This window comes from Ruegeria sp. CDSB013, assembly GCF_059611165.1.
In genome coordinates this window covers 90,432-108,151 of record NZ_JBXWPA010000014.1, presented here as the reverse complement: position 1 = coordinate 108,151, position 17,720 = coordinate 90,432, and the positions used below count along the sequence as shown (strand labels likewise).

Below are 17,720 nucleotides of genomic sequence, written 5' to 3'. Positions count from 1 at the left end.
TATACAACCGATTTGCACGATGAATTTCAGCTTACACGGGGTGCCGTCTACCCCTTTGCTACGTGGAATGTCCGAAACACCGGGCGGACCGCCAAACGTAACAATTTTTGACGGAGTACCCCATGCTGTCCCAAATGCTGACAAGCCTGCGCGCTCAGCTCTTGACCACGTCTACCATAGCCCAAGAGACCAACCGTGCCGGCCAAACCCTTTTCAATAACTTCTTTCAAAGTACCGTCGTCGACGACACTCCAGCCTTTGTTCTGGCAAATGACTTCTCGCGCCTGCTGAACTTTGGCGAGATCATCACCAACAACGCCGTCGCCGCTGTTCAGGCGCAGGGGCAGGATGTTGACGTATTCAACTTCCGCTCGGGCTTGATTGAAGCGAACAACGGCCCTGACGCATTGGCCACAGGCGTTCAGGTCACCGGCAGCGCAAGCGTTCGCAACTTTGGTGAGATTGCGGGCGAGTTCAACGGTGTGCAGTTTGCGGGCGCTCAAAGCTCTGGCGGTCTGGATAACTTCCGCGGCGGTGTGATCAGTTCGGATAGCCGTGCAGTAGACATTCAGGGCCAAGGCATCGATGTGCGCAACTTTGACGACATCATCGGCACCGGCAATCAGCGCAATGGTACGATCTATACCAACAGCACCGCCGAAGACATTTCGATCTCGAACTTTGTGGGCGGCACGATTGACGCCGGCGAAGGCAACCAGGGCGCTGGTATCTCGTTGCAAATCGGCGACGAGGTCGGCGACCGTGTGGAAACTGACATCTTCAACGGCTTTGGTGCTACGATTCAGGGCCGTGGCCAAGGTGCGGCCAATACCGGGCTGGCCGGGGACGGCATCCGCATTGATGACGGTGCCGAAGGCGCCACGCTGGAAACCGAAATCATCAACAGCGGCCTGATCTCGACCGAAAGCAACCAGGGCACAGCCGCCGGTATCCGCATCGCCGATGGCGTAAATGCCGAAGGTGAGATCCTGAACACCTCGACCGGTGTGATCGAAGGTCCGCGCAATGGTCTGTATATCGGCGAAGGCGAACACGACCTGGACGTGCTGAACTTTGGCACCATCCAATCCGGCAGCCGCGCAGTGAACATCGACGGCTCGGGTGTCAACCTGATCAACGGCGGTGACATTCTGGGCACTGGCGACCAACGCAACGGTACTGTTTATGCCGATGGCACTGCGGATGATTTCTCGGTTCGCAGTCTGGCCAACGGAACGATTGACGCAGGCGAGCACAACCAAGGTTCAGGTTTCGCTGCAGAAATTGGTGGGGCCGCCGACGGCGCCAACACATTCTCGCTGGAAAACGACGGCGTTATCCAGGGTCGCGGCAACGGCGCGGCAGGCACAGGCCAGGCGGGCGACGGTATTCGCATCGGCAACCCCGGCAATGAAGGTGTTGCTGAGGTGAACATTACCAACCGCGGCGAGGTGAGCTCGGAAGGTGCCAATGGCACTGTAGCCGGTGTGCGCTTTGTAGATGGTGTCGGTTTTCAGGGTGAATTCACCAACTCGGGCACGATCTCGGGTGTTCAAAATGGTGTCTACTTTGGCAACGCGGATCACACAGGTGGTAGCTTTGTGAACGAAGCAGGCGGTGTTGTGTCATCTGACAGCCGTGCACTCAACATTGATGGTATCGGTCTTGAGGTTTCCAACCAGGGTGAGATCCTCGGCACCAGCGATCAGCGCAACGGGACGGTTTATGCTGACGGAACCGCGGATGACTTCTCTGTACAGAACTCCGGTCTGATTGACGCAGGTGAGGGCAATCAGGGTTCAGGCATCGGAGTTGAAGTCGGTGGCGCAGAAGACGGTGCAAACACCTTTATGCTAGGTAATGCCGGCGTTATCACTGGGCGCGGAAACGCTGATGCAGCCTCGTCGCTGGCCGGTGACGGCATTCGCATCGGTAACGTTGGCAACACCGGTACCGTCGACGGGTCGATCGGCAATATCACCATCATTTCGTCAGAAGGGAACAACGGCACCGTCGCTGGCGTCCGTGTTGTAGACGGAGTGAACTTTCAGGGTGAATTTATTAACCTCGGCGGCATCTCCGGTGTGCGCAACGGTGTCTACTTTGGCAATGGCGATCACACAGGTGGTTCGTTCATCAACGGGAGCAACGTGTCTTCTGGCAGTCGCGCTTTAAACATTGATGGCATCGGCCTGACCGTTGAGAACTCTGGGTTCATTTTCGGTACCGGGGATCAGCGCAATGGGACGGTCTATGCCGATGGCACTGCCGATGATTTCTCGGTTATCAACTCTGGTCGGATTGACGCTGGTGAAGACAACCAGGGTTCCGGGTTTGGTGTGGAAATCGGGGGTGCGGCAGACGGTGCTAACACCTTCACGCTGGAAAACTCCGGTGAGATCACTGGGCGCGGAAACGCTGGTGCGGCTACGTCGCTTGCCGGTGATGGCATTCGTATCGGCAATGTCGGCAACACCGGCACCACTGATGCGACCATTCTAAACACCGGAAACGTCTCCTCCAGCGGTGCCAACGGCACAGTTGCTGGCCTTCGTGTCGTCAATGGCGTGAATTTCCAAGGTGCGCTGGAAAATCAAGGCTTCATTACCGGCATCCAGAACGGTGTATACTTTGGCACCGGTGACCACTCAGGTGGTTCGTTCGTGAACTCAGGTATTGTCGCTTCGGAAAGCCGTGCGCTGAACATCGATGGCGAAGGTCTTGAGGTCATCAACGAAGGCCAGATTGTCGGTGCGGGCAATCAGCGCAACGGCGCAGTTTATGCCGATGGAACCGCTGACAACTATAGCTTCACCAACACTGGTACGGTCAGCGTCAATGATGGCGCCAACGGTTCTGCCGTATCGCTGCAAACCGGTGATGTTGATGGTGATATCGTCTCGGCAACCATCGTAAACCAAGGAATCTTCCAGGGTAACGGCGATGTCACCGAGGGTAATCAAGTCGGCGATGGTCTGCGCCTGTTCACGGGTCAGGAAGACGCCTCCTTTGCCGGGGTTGTCATCAATGAAGGTCTCATTGCCGGGTCCGAGCAGTCGGACGCCGCAGCTGGTATCCGTATCGATGGGGGTCTCAACCTTCTGGGTGCGATCCTGAACGAAGGCGAAATCCGCGGCACGGTCAACGCGATCGATGCATCGGATGCTGGTGACGTTACCATCGTCAACGACGACGAAGGTGTGATCAACGGCAACGTCCTGCTGGGCGATGGCGATGACATCTTTGTCGATCTGGGCACCACCAACGGTGACATCAACGGTGGCGCAGGTGATGATGTTTTGATCGCAGGCGATGCAGACAATGTGCTGACCGGTGGTCTGGGCAATGACTTCATCGACGGTGGAGAAGGCATCGATACAGCCGACTTCTCGGACCTGGATGTCGCAGTCGAAGTTCGTCTGGATGCCAACGGCAACGGCACGGCCACACGTGATACCGGCTTTAATGTCTCGATCGTGGATGCTGCTGTTGTGGCACCGGACCAGTTCGGGGCGAATATCCCGGATGGAGGTTGGTTTGTAGAAGAGGCCGTTCTGGGCAACCTGTACTACAACATCCACACCGCCGACTTCCCTGGTGGGGAAATTCGCGGGCAGCTTCTGGTCGACGGCGACGTGACCGAGAACGGGATCCGCACCGTCACGCTGAGCGGCGGTCTGGACGCGGCGCAAGAGCCTGGGCCGACATCGGACAGCGAGGCCTCCGGCAACGCAACCGTCGTCATCACTCAGAACCTTGCAACCGGCGAAGTCACCTACTCGAGCGAGCTGAGCGTAGTGGGCCTGAACGAAGCCGACCTTGCCACGCCGAACTCCGGTGTCCTCTCGGCAATCCATCTGCACAATGCGCCAGCGGGAGAAAACGGCCCGGTTGTGCAGGACACGTTGGTGGATGCGGGCGCGACGCTGGGTAACGTGGATACAGGTGGCACCGGTGTTGTCGGGCTGGACGTGATCGACAATCAGGTTGAAACCGACGTGCTGGTCTCGATCGAGAATGTCATCGGCTCCAATGATGGTGACGTAATCGTCGGCAGCGATCTGGAGAACGTTCTGAACGGCGCGGATGGCGACGACTTGCTAAACGGTGAGGGCGGCAATGACGTCCTGATTGGCGGCGAAGGCGCTGACACCTTCCTGTTCCAGGGCACCTTTGGTGACGATACCATCCTGGACTTTGAAACGGGCGTGGACAGAATTCAGATCGGAGATCTGGGCTCTGACTTCGACGGCGGTCCGAGTACCGTTCAGGATGGTGACGACGCCGTCATCAGCTTTGGCGACGCAGGCTCGATCCGTCTGACCGGTGTCGATGCCGCTGACCTGACCGAAAACGACTTCATCGTTTAACCAATCAACAGCGGGGCGGCCCAGGTCGCCCCGTTTGTCAAACCGGAAAGGGTTCCCTGATGTCCCAGCAAACCAATCCCGTAAAAATCGCCTGGGGGTCGTTGCGCAAGGGTTTTGTCGCAGTTGCCTTCTTCAGCTTGTTTCTGAACCTGCTGATGCTGGCTGGTCCGCTTTATATGCTGCAGGTCTATGACCGGGTCCTGACCAGTCAGAATGTCGACACTTTGATCGCGCTGTCTGCATTGCTGGCTGGTGTTTTTGTTGTCGTCGCCTGCCTTGACCTGATGCGGATGCGCATTTTGGGACGTCTGGCCGCCCGCTTTGAGCTGAACGTTGGCGCGCCGGTCCTCGGTGCGGCGATGCGCCGCCGTGTCCATGGCGAAGCCGAGGCTGGCGAAAACCTTGTCGAAGACGTGAACGGCTTTCGTGAATTCATCTCGGGAACCACGCTGACCGCGTTTTTCGACGCGCCGTGGATCCCGCTCTATCTGTTGGTCCTTTATGCCCTTCACCCCTATCTGGGTCTGCTTGGTCTGGCCGGGGCCGTCATGCTGACGATCATGGCTCTGATCAACAACTCGCGCGCCCGGGAGCCGATGCGGTCGGCTTCGCAAGCACGCGGTCGTTCCGATGCGTTGTTCGGCACCAGTGACAAGAACGCCGAGCTGGTTCAGGCACTTGGCATGAAATCCGATTTGGTGCGGCGTTGGACGTCGCTTCAGGCTGAAGCCCATCTGCACAAAACCCGCGCCGCTGACCGGGTTGCCAGCTTTTCTGTCGTGTCCAAGACCGTTCGGATGGGTTTGCAGTCGGCCATTCTGGGACTTGGCGCGGCACTGGCCATCACCGGAGAATCCACCGCTGGCGTCATGATCGCGGCAACCATCGTGCTGGCCCGTGCACTGGCTCCAATTGACCAATTGATCGGTCAATGGCGCAGCTTTCTGGCCGCGCGCGGATCGTATTCCAAGCTGGCAAAACTGACTGAAGAGTTTGCCGAAGCCCCACCCAATCTGCACCTGCCGCGCGCGTTCAAATCTCTGGACGTCAAGATTGCGCAGGCAGGGCCCCCGCGCGCCGTCAACGCCTCGCTCCGCCAGATCGACTTTGGTCTTGTGCCCGGAGACGTGCTGGCGGTGATCGGGCATAGCGGCTCGGGCAAGACCACTCTGGGCAAGATGATGGCCGGTATCTGGCACCCGCAGCGGGGCGAAGTCTTGCTGGATGGAAGCCCGATGTCCAAATGGAACCACGAGGATCTGGGCAAGCAGATTGGCTATCTTCCACAGGATGTAGCGCTGTTCGACGGCACGATCCGCGAAAACATCGGGCGCTTCTCTGTCGCCATAGATGATGCCGAAGTGCTGCGTGCCGCCCGCGAGGCCGGTGTGCACGAAATGATCAGCGCCCTTCCCGATGGATATGAAACGCGCATCGGTCGGGGGTTCTTTTTGTCAGGTGGTCAACGTCAGCGGCTGGCACTGGCCCGGGCGCTTTATGGCGATCCGTTTGTGTTGATTTTGGACGAGCCAAATTCGGACCTGGATGCCGAAGGTGAACAGGCCCTGCGCGATGCGATCATGTCGGCGCGGGCCCGCGGTGCAATTGCCATCGTCATGACCCATCGTCCGGCAACACTGCAGGCCGCCAACAAGGTGATGGTCCTGCGAAACGGCGCCCAATCTCAGTTCGGAGACAAAGAGGACGTTCTGAAGGTCAATCGCCGGAACGTTCTGGACAACCCTACCCAATCCGCGGCGAAAAAACCCGACGCGGCCCCTGCCAATGAAACTCAGATCAGCGGAGTTGCCCAATGACCCAGTTGATGAAACGCTCACAATCTCAGAACGCACTTGCTGCCCACGATGTGCAAGTCTTGGACATCACAACCGAGACCTCTGAGATCAAACGCTATGTCCTGTTTGGATTGTTTACCCTGATGGCCTTCATGGGCGGCAGCGCCTATTGGGCTTTCGCCTCGAAACTGGACGGGGCGGTCGTCGCGCCAGCATCATTTGTGGTGGAGGGGAACCGCAAGACGGTCGAACATCTGGATGGTGGCATCATTGACTCGATCCTTGTCACGGACGGTGAATTTGTTCAGGCAGGTCAGCCCCTTGTGCGACTTGATAGCTCGGATATCGATGTAGATCTGAGTATCCTGGGCAGCCAATTGGGCGAATTGTCGGTCCGACGCGCCCGCTTGCTGGCGCAGATCAACGGCACGGACAGGTTTGACGAACCAACCGCCTTGGCCGGGTTCAGCGATGGAATGCAGCGGCTGCATTGGTTGTCGCCCTACCTGACGCAGAAACAACTATTTGACGCCGAAGCCCGCGCGCGCCGGACCGAGGCTCAAATCAACGCGCAACGCATTCAGGGGCTGCGCAATCAGATCGCCGGCCTGAACGCACAACGCCTCTCGACCCAAAACCAGATCGACATCACTCAGATTGAACTGTCCAATCTGAAATCCTTGCTAGACAAAGGACTTGTGGCAGTCACACGGGTCAGCGCGCGCCAGATCGAAATGGAACGTCTGGGTGGTGTCGATGCGTCGTTGCGCACCCAGATCGCGCAGGCACAGGATCAGGTGCAAGAGTTGCAGTTGTCCCTGCTCAGCCAACAAAAGTTGCGCGATGAGGTGATCGCAGGAGAGCTTGCGGTTGTGGATGCTCAGCTTGATCTGATCCGGTCACAATATTCAGGGGCATCGGAACGGTTGAAACGAACACAGGTCCTGGCCCCTGCCAGCGGGCGGGTCGTCAATCTGGCAGTATCGACAACCGGCGGCGTCATTCGCCCCGGAGAGTCTATCATGGATATTGTTCCCGCCAATCAGGCCCTGATCGTCGAAGCGCGGATCAAAACCGCCGATATCGACAAGCTGCAGATCGGTCAGGCAACGCGCATTCGCCTGTCTGCCTTTACGCAGACCGATGTGCCCGAAGCCAGTGGCCGGATTTTTGACATCTCAGCCGACGCGCTGGAGGACGACCGCACCGGCGAGCCTTATTACAAAGCCCGGGTGAAACTGGATCCCGATCAACCCATCGAAGTCGCCGCACTGGATCTGTTGCCAGGAATGCCCGCAGATCTGTTCGTGAAAACCGGCGAGCGCGCAGTAATCAGCTATCTGTCACAGCCAATCAGTGACCGGCTGGCCAAGACTTTTATCGAGTGACTTGTTTTGCCCGCATCCGGCTTGCCGGGTGCGGGTCGTTCACATCTTTCTTGTGATTAAATGCAGCAGGTTAGACGCCGTATCGCGCCATGAACATATCAACGGCCTGCGTCGCAATTGCATCCAACTCTGCTTTGGAAAAGCTCTTTTGAACACCGATGGCAGCGCGGGTCCAAATCCGAACCTTGCATAGTTCACTGAACTGTTCGGCTGCCAATTGCAGGTTGTCGATGGCGAGCTCACCCTTGTTGACTGCCTTTTCCAGATACTCGACCATCTGGCGCTGACCGTTCTGCGGCCCGGCCTCATAAAATGTTTGGCCCAGCTCGGGGAACCGGTCACGCTCGGCGATGCAGATGCGGAACATCTGTTGCGAGAAGTCCGAGACTAAAAAAGTCGTCAGTTCCGTCGCCGCGATAGTCAGAACTTCGCGCGCTGGCTTGCAGTCGTCGACCATCGCCACGACGTTTTCGGCCATTCGCCTGCACTCGACCTGCGCCACTTCCATGAACAGCAGGCGTTTGTCCGGGAAATAACTGTAGAGCGTCGCCTTCGACACCCCCGCAGCGCGCGCGATGTCGTCGACGCTTGCACCTTCGAAACCATCCGCCATGAAAACCTCTCGGGCTCCGCGCAGGACCTGATCAAATTTTCGGCCTGTTCGCAGAATGACGGCTGCTTCGGTCATGTACTCTCCTTCGGTCGATTGGGTGACAAATGTATAAACCGTTCAGTTCAGATACAACAAATCGCACAATTAGCAGGCATCTGGCAACACAGATGACGTTAGGTTTTCGATTGACCAGTTAAGTTATTTTACAACGCGCGTCCCCAAAACCCTATAACTGGCCCGTCACATCTTGCAGCCTGTGTGTTACGTGCTACCACGTTGCACATGGTCGATATCTTTCTGCGCACACTGCCCTTTTTTGCGATCATCGGCTTGGGGTACTGGGCCGGGCGCAGTCGATTTTTTTCTGAAGAAGCAACGGCGTACCTGACGAAATTCGTTTTCTATTTTGCGCTGTCGGCCATGCTGTTTCGCTTTGCCGCCACCCTGCCCTTTGCGGATATTTTCAATGCAAGGCTAGTCGTTGGATACCTGATCGGAACCGCCGCTGTGTACGTCTTGGCGACGGTTGTCGCATGGATACGTGGGCTTGATATCCCGACCGCCGCGGTCGAGGCTCAATGTGCCGCCATCGGCAATGTCGGTTTTCTGGGCCTGCCCATGCTGGCGCTGCTGTTTACCGAAGCCGCGATTGGCCCGGTTATGCTGGTTTTGACGGTAGATCTTGTGGTGTTTTCATCCCTGATCGTCATTCTGATAAATGGCGGGCGCGACGGGCGGTTGACGCCTGCAACCTTCCGACTGATCGGGATCGGTTTGATCAAGAATCCGATGATCGTTTCAATCTCGGCAGGAATGCTTTGGTCCGCCTTGCAGATCCCCGTTCCTGTCCCATTGAATGATTTCCTGACAATTCTGGGCGGGGCCGCGACGCCGGGTGCCCTGTTCGCGATCGGAGCTTCTCTGGCCAGCAAATCCGCGGAACGCGTTCACATTGCAGGCTGGCTGAGCTTTTGTAAATTGGTTGTCCACCCTGCTTGTGTCGCCGTTGTGTTGCTTTGGGTTTTGCCCGTGGCTGCGTTTCCTGCTTCCGTCGCCATCGCCGCCGCGGCACTGCCGGTGGCGGGTAACGTCTATATGCTGGCCGCCCATTACAGGGTGGCGCCGCACCGTGCATCTGCTGCGATACTTTTGTCCACAGCGGCCAGCATTCTGACGGTGCCATTGGTCATCGCCTGGGTTGGAACGCCCTGATCTAGGCCTTGTCAAAAATGGCACATCAAAGCCGCTCAGCCTTTACGTATCGAGCGTGGAAGGATAGCCATGTCGCAAACCCAACGTAAGGACAAAACCAAATGGAAACCCTTTCGGAAAATGCATGTTTCGGAGGCGTTCAGGGCGTCTACCGCCACGCCTCGACTGCCTGCCAATGCGACATGACCTTTGGCCTGTTCCTGCCAGCCGAGGCCAAGGACGGCCCGGTTCCGATTTTGTGGTATCTGTCAGGCCTGACCTGCACCCATGAAAACGCGATGACCAAAGCAGGTGCTCAGGCTTGGGCGGCCGAGCAAGGCATCGCGGTTGTCTTCCCGGACACCTCCCCGCGCGGTGAGGGTGTCGCGGATCACGAGGATTATGATCTGGGCCAGGGCGCCGGGTTCTATCTGAACGCCACGCAGCAACCTTGGGCGCCGCATTTCAACATGTGGGATTACGTGGCCGAAGAATTGCCTGCTTTGCTGATCGAAAACTTCGCGATCGATGCGGAGCGTCAGGCAATAACCGGACATTCGATGGGAGGTCACGGGGCGCTGACGCTCGCGATGAACCTGCCGGGTCGCTTCCGGTCTGTCTCCGCCTTCGCACCCATATCGAACCCGACGGGTGCGGATTGGGGTCGCAAGCAATTAAGCGCCTACCTTGGCGACGATGAGACGGCATGGGTCAAACACGATGCATCGGTCATGATGAAAGAAATCGGCTTTGATGGCCCTATCCTGATCGACACTGGTGCCAGTGACCAATTCATCGACTTGCTGCGCCCCGAAACTTTGGCGCAGGCGATTGCCGAACGTCGTCAGCAGGCAATCTTCCGCCTGCAACCGGGCTACGATCATTCGTACTTCTTCGTGTCGACCTTCATGGAAGACCACATCACCTTCCACGCCGAGGCACTGTACGGAGACTGAGGCATGAGCCAATACGACTATGACCTGATCATCATCGGGTCCGGCCCCTCGGGTCGTTCGGCCGCGATACAGGCGGGCAAACTGCAACGGCGTGTTCTGGTGATCGATCGCAAGGATCGGTTTGGTGGCGTGTCCGTCCACACCGGAACGATCCCGTCAAAGACCCTGCGTGAAACGGTACTGAACCTGTCCGGCTGGCGCGAGCGCAGCTTCTATGGCCGCTCGTACCGGGTCAAAGATCAGATCCGGGCCGAAGACCTGAAGGCACGTCTGCATATGACGCTGGATCATGAAGTTGATGTGCTGGAACACCAATTCAACCGCAACCATGTGGAGACCTTGAACGGATTGGCCAAATTCGTTGGGCCTCACGAGATTGAGGTTGCCACTGATGCCGGAGAGACAACGAGACTTACGGCGGCCAAGTTCCTGATGGCAACCGGAACAAAAACCTATCGCCCGGATTATGTGCCATTCAACGGCAAGACCGTGGTGGACGGTGACGACTTTCTTGAGATGGCAGAGATCCCGCGCTCGCTGGTGGTGATAGGCGCCGGAGTGATTGGTGTGGAATACGCCACCATGTTCTCGGCTTTGGATGTTCGGGTGACGTTGATCGAACCGCGCGAGACCTTCCTGGATTTCATCGACACCCGCTTAATCCATGATTTCACGCATCAGATCCGCGAAAACGGCGTGGACCTACGTCTGGGCTCAGCCGTTCAAAAGATAGAAGACGCTGGCGGCCATGTCGAAGTCACGCTCGAGAATGGCCGCCACGTGCGTGCTGAAATGTTGTTGTTCGCCGCCGGGCGCATGGGGGCGACATCGGCATTGAACCTGCAGGCCGTTGGCTTGGAAACCGATCATCGCAACCGGATCAACGTGGATCGCAAGACGTATCAAACTGCTGTGCCGCATATCTACGCGACTGGCGATGTGATTGGGCACCCATCATTGGCCTCAACCTCCCTGCAGCAGGGCCGCGTGGCAGCCTGTCACGCGCTGGAAACCCCTACCCTGCCGGAAAGTCCGTGGTATCCTTACGGCATTTATTCAGTCCCCGAGATTTCAACTTGCGGCATGTCCGAAGAGGAACTGCAGGAACGCGGCATCCCATACGAAGTCGGCGTGGCGCGGTTCCGGGAGACTTCGCGCGGGCATATCATGGGGTTGGAACATGGCATGCTGAAGATGCTGTTTTCACTGAAAACCCGCCGGGTGCTGGGGGTGCAGATCGTGGGTGAGGGCGCGACAGAGTTGATCCATATCGCGCAGGCAGTCCTAAATTTGAAGGGCACGGTGGATTATTTCGTGCAGAATACGTTCAACTATCCAACCCTGGCCGAGGCCTACAAGATCGCTGGGTTGGATGCATTCAACCGGATGCCAATCCCGGACGAGTTCAAGGTGCGCAAGAAACCCGCTGAAAAGGCCGAGAAGAAAGCCGGGAAAGCGTGACGACGCTCTATATCGATGGCGATGCCTGCCCCGTGAAAGCCGAGGCTGAACGGGTAGCAACCCGGCACGAAGTACCGATGGCACTGGTGTCAAACGGTGGTTTGCGGCCGTCTGCAAACCCATTGGTGCAGGTGGTCATCGTGTCCGAGGGCGCGGATGAGGCAGATAAATGGATTGCCGAACGATGCGGCGCAGGAGACGTTGTGGTGACATCCGATATCCCGCTGGCCGCAAAATGTGTCGAAGCCGGTGCCCGGGTTCTGCGACCTAACGGCGAAGCCTTTACCGCGGCCAATATCGGCCAGCAACTGGCCATGCGTGATTTGATGGCCGACTTGCGCGCATCCAATCCACTAGGCGCGGGTGGCGGCGGGAAGCCCTTTGGCAAAGCTGATCGATCCCGGTTTTTGGACGCCCTGGAACGGGAATTGAGGGCTGCGCAGCGGGGCTAATCCTCCCGCTTGCCAGCGACGCATCAAAGATGCGTCTTTGACAATTGGGCCGGGCAGCGCTGCGCGCTGCGGTTGTGCCTTGAACAATTCTGTCGCGCTTGGTTCAGTAGCACCAACGCGAGAACAAGAAGACAGGTACCAACATGTCGGTGAAAGCTGTTGTTTTTGACATCGGGAACGTTCTGATCGAATGGCAACCCGAACGCTATTACGACCGGGTCATCGGGGAAGAGCGCCGTCGCGCCATGTTCTCGGAAGTTGACCTGCACGGGATGAACGACCTGGTCGACCAGGGTCATCACTTCACGGACACGATATATGACTGGGCCGAGAAATACCCGGAATGGCGGGATGAAATCCGCATGTGGCACGACAAGTGGATCGAACTTGCCACACCCGAAATCCCCCATTCGGTCCGCCTGCAGCGGGCATTGCGCGCCAAAGGCGTGCCGGTTTACGCACTGACCAATTTCGGGGTGCAAAACTTCGACTATGCGACCACCGTCTACCCGTTCCTCAACGAATTCGACAAACAATACGTGTCGGGACGGATGCAGACCGTCAAACCGCATGTTCCGATCTATGAAATGGTCGAAGCCGATTGTGGACTACCGCCCGAGGCGCTTTTGTTCACCGACGACCGGATCGACAATATCGAAACGGCGCGGGCGCGTGGGTGGCAGACCCATCACTTCACTGGGCCACAAGGATGGGCGGACCGGCTGGTTCAAGAAGACCTGCTAACGGTCGACGAAGCACAATAGTTTAGGTGGCGACAAGTGATCGGTTTTCGCGAATAGGCAGATGGACAATGGCACTGAACGCCCCGATCGCGACGCCGATCCACCAAACCAGAGTGTAATCGCCGTACTGGTCATACATCCGCCCCCCCAACCAGACGCCAAGGAAACTGCCGACCTGGTGGCTGAAAAAGATGATCCCATACAGCGTTCCCATATAACGCAATCCGTAGAGATGCGCGACCAGCCCCGAGGTCAGCGGTACCGTGGCAAGCCACAGCGACCCCATGACCAGTGAAAACACGATGACCGACAGAGGCGTGATCGGGAACACGATGAAGGCCGCCGCGGCGAGTGTTCGCGCGGTATAGACTCCGGCCAGCAGGTATTTTTTGGGGAAACGGTTCCCTGCCCAACCGGCCAGCAGTGTGCCCGCAATATTTGCCAGGCCAATCAATGAAATTGACACGGCCCCCAGTGCTGATGTGGTTGTGATGCCAATAGAATGCAGAACGCCACCGGGTTGTATGGGTCCGCACATCTCGGTCACGAAAGCGGGGAAATGGGCAGTGATGAAGCCAAGCTGATAGCCACAGCTGAAAAAGCCCAGAAAGATCAGCGTATAGGACGGATCACGGAAAGCTTTGGTCAGGATCTGACTCATGCTTTCTTCGATTTCCACCTTGCTGGCGGCCTGCGGCGCGCGCATGAACGGCAGTGTCAGAACCAGTGCCAAGATCGCTATGGCAAATACGATGAACACCTGCTGCCAGGGCATAAAGCTTAGCATCCATTCGGCGGTAGGCGCCCCCAGAACCTGACCGAAACTGCCCGCAGCTGTGATAATCGCAAGCGACATGGAGCGGTTTTCGTCCGACGATGCCCGCGCCACCACGGCAAGGACCACGCCAAATCCTGTTCCCGCGATACCGAAGCCCACGAGCCATGCGTACATCTGGTGTTCGAACGGAGTGACGGACCAGGCCGACAGAACCATACCCGCCGCGTAGGTCAGAGCCCCCAGAGAAATCGCGCGCCTGTCGCCGACTTTTTCGGCGATGGCGCCGAATATTGGCTGCCCAATGCCCCAGGCCAAATTCTGAATTGCGATTGCCATCGAAAAGTCCGAGCGCAGCCAGCCGAATTCATCTGCGATGGGGATTTGAAACACGCCAAACGATGCGCGCACGGCAAAACTGACGGTGATGATGATACACCCGACGATCAGGATGGGGTTCAGCAAGCGCGTGTGTTGGGGCATTAGGTCCTCGGGCGTTCAAGGGACAGACGTTACCGTGTTTGGATCATGCGTCAATTCAGGAGTTTTGCGGTCACGGATAAGCAAAATTGATGCGTCCGAGAATTGGCTGCTTTTCAACGGGCAAACCGGGCGCTATGCCTCAAAACATGACGGGTTTGATATCGCTTTATGACACGCAGGTGGCCGACGGCACCCTGACCAGAGACGACGCTCAAGAGGCCGTTCTTCCTCATTTCGAACGTATCCGGGCGGCATTGGCCGAACCTGTGAAACGGGGGTTCTTTCGAAAAGTCCCGCCGCCGCCCAAAGGTTTATATCTGTGGGGCGGAGTCGGGCGCGGAAAATCCATGCTGATGGATATGTTCGTCGACTCTTTGGCAGACATCCCCGCCCGCCGAGTGCATTTTCACGCCTTTATGCAGGAAATCCACGCAGGCATGCACAAGGCCCGCAAGGATGGAGTTGAAGACGCGTTGGCTCCGGTGGCCGCCTCGGTGATCAAGTCCGCGCGCGTACTGGCATTTGACGAAATGCAAATTACCGATATCACGGACGCGATGATTGTTGGTCGTCTGTTCGATCTGCTGCATGAAGGTGGCACCGTGGTCGTGACGACATCGAACCGCCATCCGGATGACCTGTACAAGGACGGGCTAAACCGTCAGCTCTTTTTGCCCTTCATTGCACATATCAAAGAACAGCTTGAGGTGTGGGAGCTGATCTCACCGACGGATTACCGGCAAAACCGACTGGAAGGCGCGCCTGTTTATTTTACGCCCATAGGTCCCGAGGCGCGCGAGAGCATTCGCAGCGTCTGGAACGACCTGGCCGGAGGCGCGGCGGACCCGCTGATTCTGCAGGTCAACGGTCGTGCGGTAGAACTGCCCGCTTTTCGAAACGGCGTGGCGCGGGCCAGTTTTTATGACCTTTGTGGAAGGATGCTGGGCCCGGCAGACTATCTTGCCATCGCGGAAGCGGTCAAAGTTCTGGTGCTTGAGGACATCCCGCGCCTGTCGCGTAACAACTTCAACGAAGCCAAACGGTTCGTCACGCTGATCGACGCACTGTATGAGGGAAAAGTTCGCTTGATCTGTTCAGCTGCGGCAGAACCCGAGATGCTGTACGTCGAAGGTGAAGGCACATTTGAATTCGAGCGCACTGCGTCCCGCCTGCGTGAGATGCAGGATCAGGATTGGGGGCAATAGGGGCGCTGCCCCCGCCGCGCTTTGCGCGACTCCCCCGGGATATTTGGCCAGATGAAGCTGTGCGGATGCGCCTTTTTCAGCCGTTCTCGCGCAGAATATTACCGGCCAGGTATAGTGATCCACAGATCAGAACCCGCACCTGCGGGTCATTTTCAGTAATGTTTTTTAGGGCCTCGGCCACACTATTGGCAGTAGACGCTGCTAGCCCAACCCGAGCGGCGGCTTTAGCGGTGTCGTCAGCGCTCAGCGTATTTGCCTCGCCCGGGATAGAGACTGCCGTCAGGCTTTGCGCCTGCGCAGCAAGCGGAGCCAGATACCCGGTGACGTCCTTTGTGTTCAACATCCCACAGATCATATGGGTTGGACGTGCAGGCAGCTTCGCCAGTAGATCGGCCAATGCCAAACCTGCGGCGGCGTTGTGACCGCCATCCAACCACAGTTCGGCCTCGGGAGCCTGTTCGACCAGCGGGCCGGTTTTCAATCGCTGCATACGGGCTGGCCATTCAGCCTTGGTCACCGCAGCCTCATAGGCGTCTTCCCCAAGATCCAGATGACGCAAGACCGCTAGCGCGGCACCGGCATTTTGGTACTGATGTGCGCCCAACAGATTTGGCAACGGCAGATCGCGCAGGCCAGTTTCGTCCTGATAGACGAGCCGCCCGTTTTCTTCGGTGACGTGCCAGTGTTGGCCATGAACCAACAAAGGTGCACCCAGACGCGCGGCAGTGTATTCAATGACCTCCAACGCCTCGTCCTGTTGCGGGCCAACGATGCAGGGAACACCGGGCTTGATGATGCCGGCCTTTTCCGCTGCGATCTTGCCCAAGGTATCGCCCAGAAATTGCTCATGGTCGATTGAAACCGGCGTGATAACCGTTACCGCCGGGTCGTGAATGACATTGGTCGCATCCAACCGGCCACCCAACCCGACCTCAAGCAACGTGTAGTCCGCCTTGGACCGGGCAAAAGCCAGCAGGGCCGCGCAGGTCGTGATCTCAAAATACGTGATGTTCTCGCCACCATTGGCGGCATAACATTCGTCCAGAACCGCTGTCAGGTACGGCTCGGAAATCAGTTCACCCGCCAAACGGATACGTTCGTGAAACCGCGCCAGGTGGGGCGAGGTATAGGCATGGGCGGTCAGCCCTGCCCCTTCCAGACCTGCGCGGATCATGGCCTGGGTCGAGCCTTTGCCGTTGGTTCCCGCGATGTGGATCACCGGAGGCAGTTTGTTTTGCGGATTGTCCAGCGCGGCCAACAGACGCCAGACACGATCCAAGGTCAGGTCAATGATCTTGGGATGCAGCGCCATCATCCTCTCCAGAATGATGTCCGATGTCTGAGAGGTCATTTTTCTTCCGCGTCTTCAGCCGGGGCTTCTGCCACTGCATCTTCGGGTTCGGGCGCAGGCAGATCACCTTTGACCGCCGGAGGCTGGTTCATCAACATCCGCGTGATGGTGATCAACTCATCGCGCATTTCGGTCCGCTTGGTCACACGGTCCAACATGCCGTGATCCAACAGGTATTCCGCGCGTTGGAAGCCTTCGGGCAGCTTTTCCCGGATCGTCTGTTCGATCACGCGTGGACCGGCAAAACAAATCAGCGCATTGGGCTCTGAGATATGGACATCACCCAGCATCGCGTATGAAGCCGTCACACCACCTGTCGTTGGGTGAGTCAGCACTACGATGTAGGGCAGATTTGCCTCTTTCAGCATTTCTACTGCCACGGTTGTGCGGGGCATCTGCATCAGACTCAGGATACCTTCCTGCATCCGCGCGCCGCCAGCGGCCGAAAACAGGATCAGCGGGCGCTTTAGCTTCACCGCCTCTTGCGCGGCTGCGATGATCGCGTTGCCGACATACATGCCCATGGATCCGCCCATGAACGAAAAGTCCTGCGCAGCTGCCACAATCGGGGTTCGGCCAATTTCACCAAGGGCGACCAACATCGCCTCTTTCTCGCCCGTTTTCTTTTGGGCGGCTTTCATCCGGTCGGGGTACTTTTTCTGATCGCGGAACTGCAGCGGATCGTCTTTGGGCGCGGGAACCTCGACCTCGGTAAAGATCCCACCATCGAACAGATGATCGAACCGCTCGCGCGGAGTGATCGCCATGTGATGATCGCACTGGGTGCAGACATTCTGGTTTTCTGCCAACTCGCGGTGAAACAGCATGGTTCCGCATTCATCGCATTTGTGCCAAAGATTCTCCGGCACTTCTCGGCGCGAGAAGATCGAGTTGATCCGTGGGCGGACGTAGTTTGTAATCCAGTTCATATCGGAA

General features: G+C 57.7%; 13 protein-coding genes. 9 read left to right on the top strand and 4 right to left on the bottom strand.

Translation table 11 applies throughout. The features are described 5' to 3' along the window. Positions 1 to 122 precede the first annotated feature (122 nt). Genes AC2FJF_RS20370 through AC2FJF_RS20360 form a run of 3 tightly spaced genes read left to right on the top strand, consistent with a single transcriptional unit; the run spans position 123 to position 7,554 of the window. Entirely contained in the window at positions 123 to 4,370 is a 4,248-nt protein-coding gene (locus AC2FJF_RS20370) for a beta strand repeat-containing protein (protein WP_496726937.1), read from the top strand. 59 nt (positions 4,371 to 4,429) lie between these two features. After that, on the top strand, positions 4,430 to 6,187 hold the full coding sequence (locus AC2FJF_RS20365; RefSeq protein ID WP_496726936.1) for a type I secretion system permease/ATPase: 1,758 nt from the start codon (positions 4,430 to 4,432) through the stop codon (positions 6,185 to 6,187). Then, the gene (locus tag AC2FJF_RS20360; RefSeq protein ID WP_496726935.1) at positions 6,184 to 7,554 is read left to right on the top strand and encodes an HlyD family type I secretion periplasmic adaptor subunit; all 1,371 of its coding nucleotides are present in this window, start codon (positions 6,184 to 6,186) and stop codon (positions 7,552 to 7,554) included. Before AC2FJF_RS20365 ends, AC2FJF_RS20360 begins: the two co-directional genes overlap by 4 nt. A gap of 70 nt (positions 7,555 to 7,624) precedes the next feature. On the opposite strand, the gene AC2FJF_RS20355 is transcribed toward AC2FJF_RS20360, so the two are convergent. Beyond that, complete coding sequence (locus AC2FJF_RS20355) at positions 7,625 to 8,242, bottom strand: TetR/AcrR family transcriptional regulator (protein ID WP_496697795.1); 618 nt, start codon at positions 8,240 to 8,242, stop codon at positions 7,625 to 7,627. Between the two features lie 207 nt (positions 8,243 to 8,449). On the opposite strand from AC2FJF_RS20355, the gene AC2FJF_RS20350 reads away from it, so the two are divergent. The 5 genes from AC2FJF_RS20350 (at position 8,450) to AC2FJF_RS20330 (ending at position 12,991) form a co-directional block, all read left to right on the top strand. After that, positions 8,450 to 9,379: an AEC family transporter gene (locus AC2FJF_RS20350; protein ID WP_496726934.1), complete on the top strand. Its 930-nt coding sequence runs from the start codon at positions 8,450 to 8,452 to the stop codon at positions 9,377 to 9,379. Between the two features lie 101 nt (positions 9,380 to 9,480). Further along, positions 9,481 to 10,314, top strand: coding sequence for an S-formylglutathione hydrolase (gene fghA / locus AC2FJF_RS20345; RefSeq protein ID WP_496726933.1), 834 nt, complete (start codon positions 9,481 to 9,483; stop codon positions 10,312 to 10,314). 3 nt (positions 10,315 to 10,317) lie between these two features. Then, positions 10,318 to 11,775 (top strand): Si-specific NAD(P)(+) transhydrogenase, encoded by a 1,458-nt coding sequence (gene sthA / locus AC2FJF_RS20340; RefSeq protein ID WP_496726932.1) that lies wholly within the window; start codon positions 10,318 to 10,320, stop codon positions 11,773 to 11,775. Beyond that, positions 11,772 to 12,227 (top strand): YaiI/YqxD family protein, encoded by a 456-nt coding sequence (locus AC2FJF_RS20335; RefSeq protein WP_496726931.1) that lies wholly within the window; start codon positions 11,772 to 11,774, stop codon positions 12,225 to 12,227. Before sthA ends, AC2FJF_RS20335 begins: the two co-directional genes overlap by 4 nt. A 143-nt stretch (positions 12,228 to 12,370) precedes the next feature. Beyond that, on the top strand, positions 12,371 to 12,991 hold the full coding sequence (locus AC2FJF_RS20330) for an HAD family hydrolase (protein ID WP_496726930.1): 621 nt from the start codon (positions 12,371 to 12,373) through the stop codon (positions 12,989 to 12,991). Between the two features lies 1 nt (position 12,992). Here AC2FJF_RS20330 and AC2FJF_RS20325 read toward each other — a convergent pair whose 3' ends face one another. Further along, positions 12,993 to 14,228, bottom strand: a complete 1,236-nt coding sequence (locus tag AC2FJF_RS20325; protein WP_496726929.1) for an MFS transporter — start codon at positions 14,226 to 14,228, stop codon at positions 12,993 to 12,995. 146 nt (positions 14,229 to 14,374) lie between these two features. On the opposite strand from AC2FJF_RS20325, the gene zapE reads away from it, so the two are divergent. Then, positions 14,375 to 15,433, top strand: coding sequence for a cell division protein ZapE (gene zapE, locus AC2FJF_RS20320; protein ID WP_496726928.1), 1,059 nt, complete (start codon positions 14,375 to 14,377; stop codon positions 15,431 to 15,433). Between the two features lie 76 nt (positions 15,434 to 15,509). On the opposite strand, the gene AC2FJF_RS20315 is transcribed toward zapE, so the two are convergent. Both AC2FJF_RS20315 and accD read right to left on the bottom strand, forming a co-directional pair. Next, complete coding sequence (locus AC2FJF_RS20315; protein ID WP_496726927.1) at positions 15,510 to 16,784, bottom strand: bifunctional folylpolyglutamate synthase/dihydrofolate synthase; 1,275 nt, start codon at positions 16,782 to 16,784, stop codon at positions 15,510 to 15,512. Next, positions 16,781 to 17,713, bottom strand: coding sequence for an acetyl-CoA carboxylase, carboxyltransferase subunit beta (accD, locus tag AC2FJF_RS20310; RefSeq protein WP_113788373.1), 933 nt, complete (start codon positions 17,711 to 17,713; stop codon positions 16,781 to 16,783). Before accD ends, AC2FJF_RS20315 begins: the two co-directional genes overlap by 4 nt. Positions 17,714 to 17,720 lie beyond the last annotated feature (7 nt).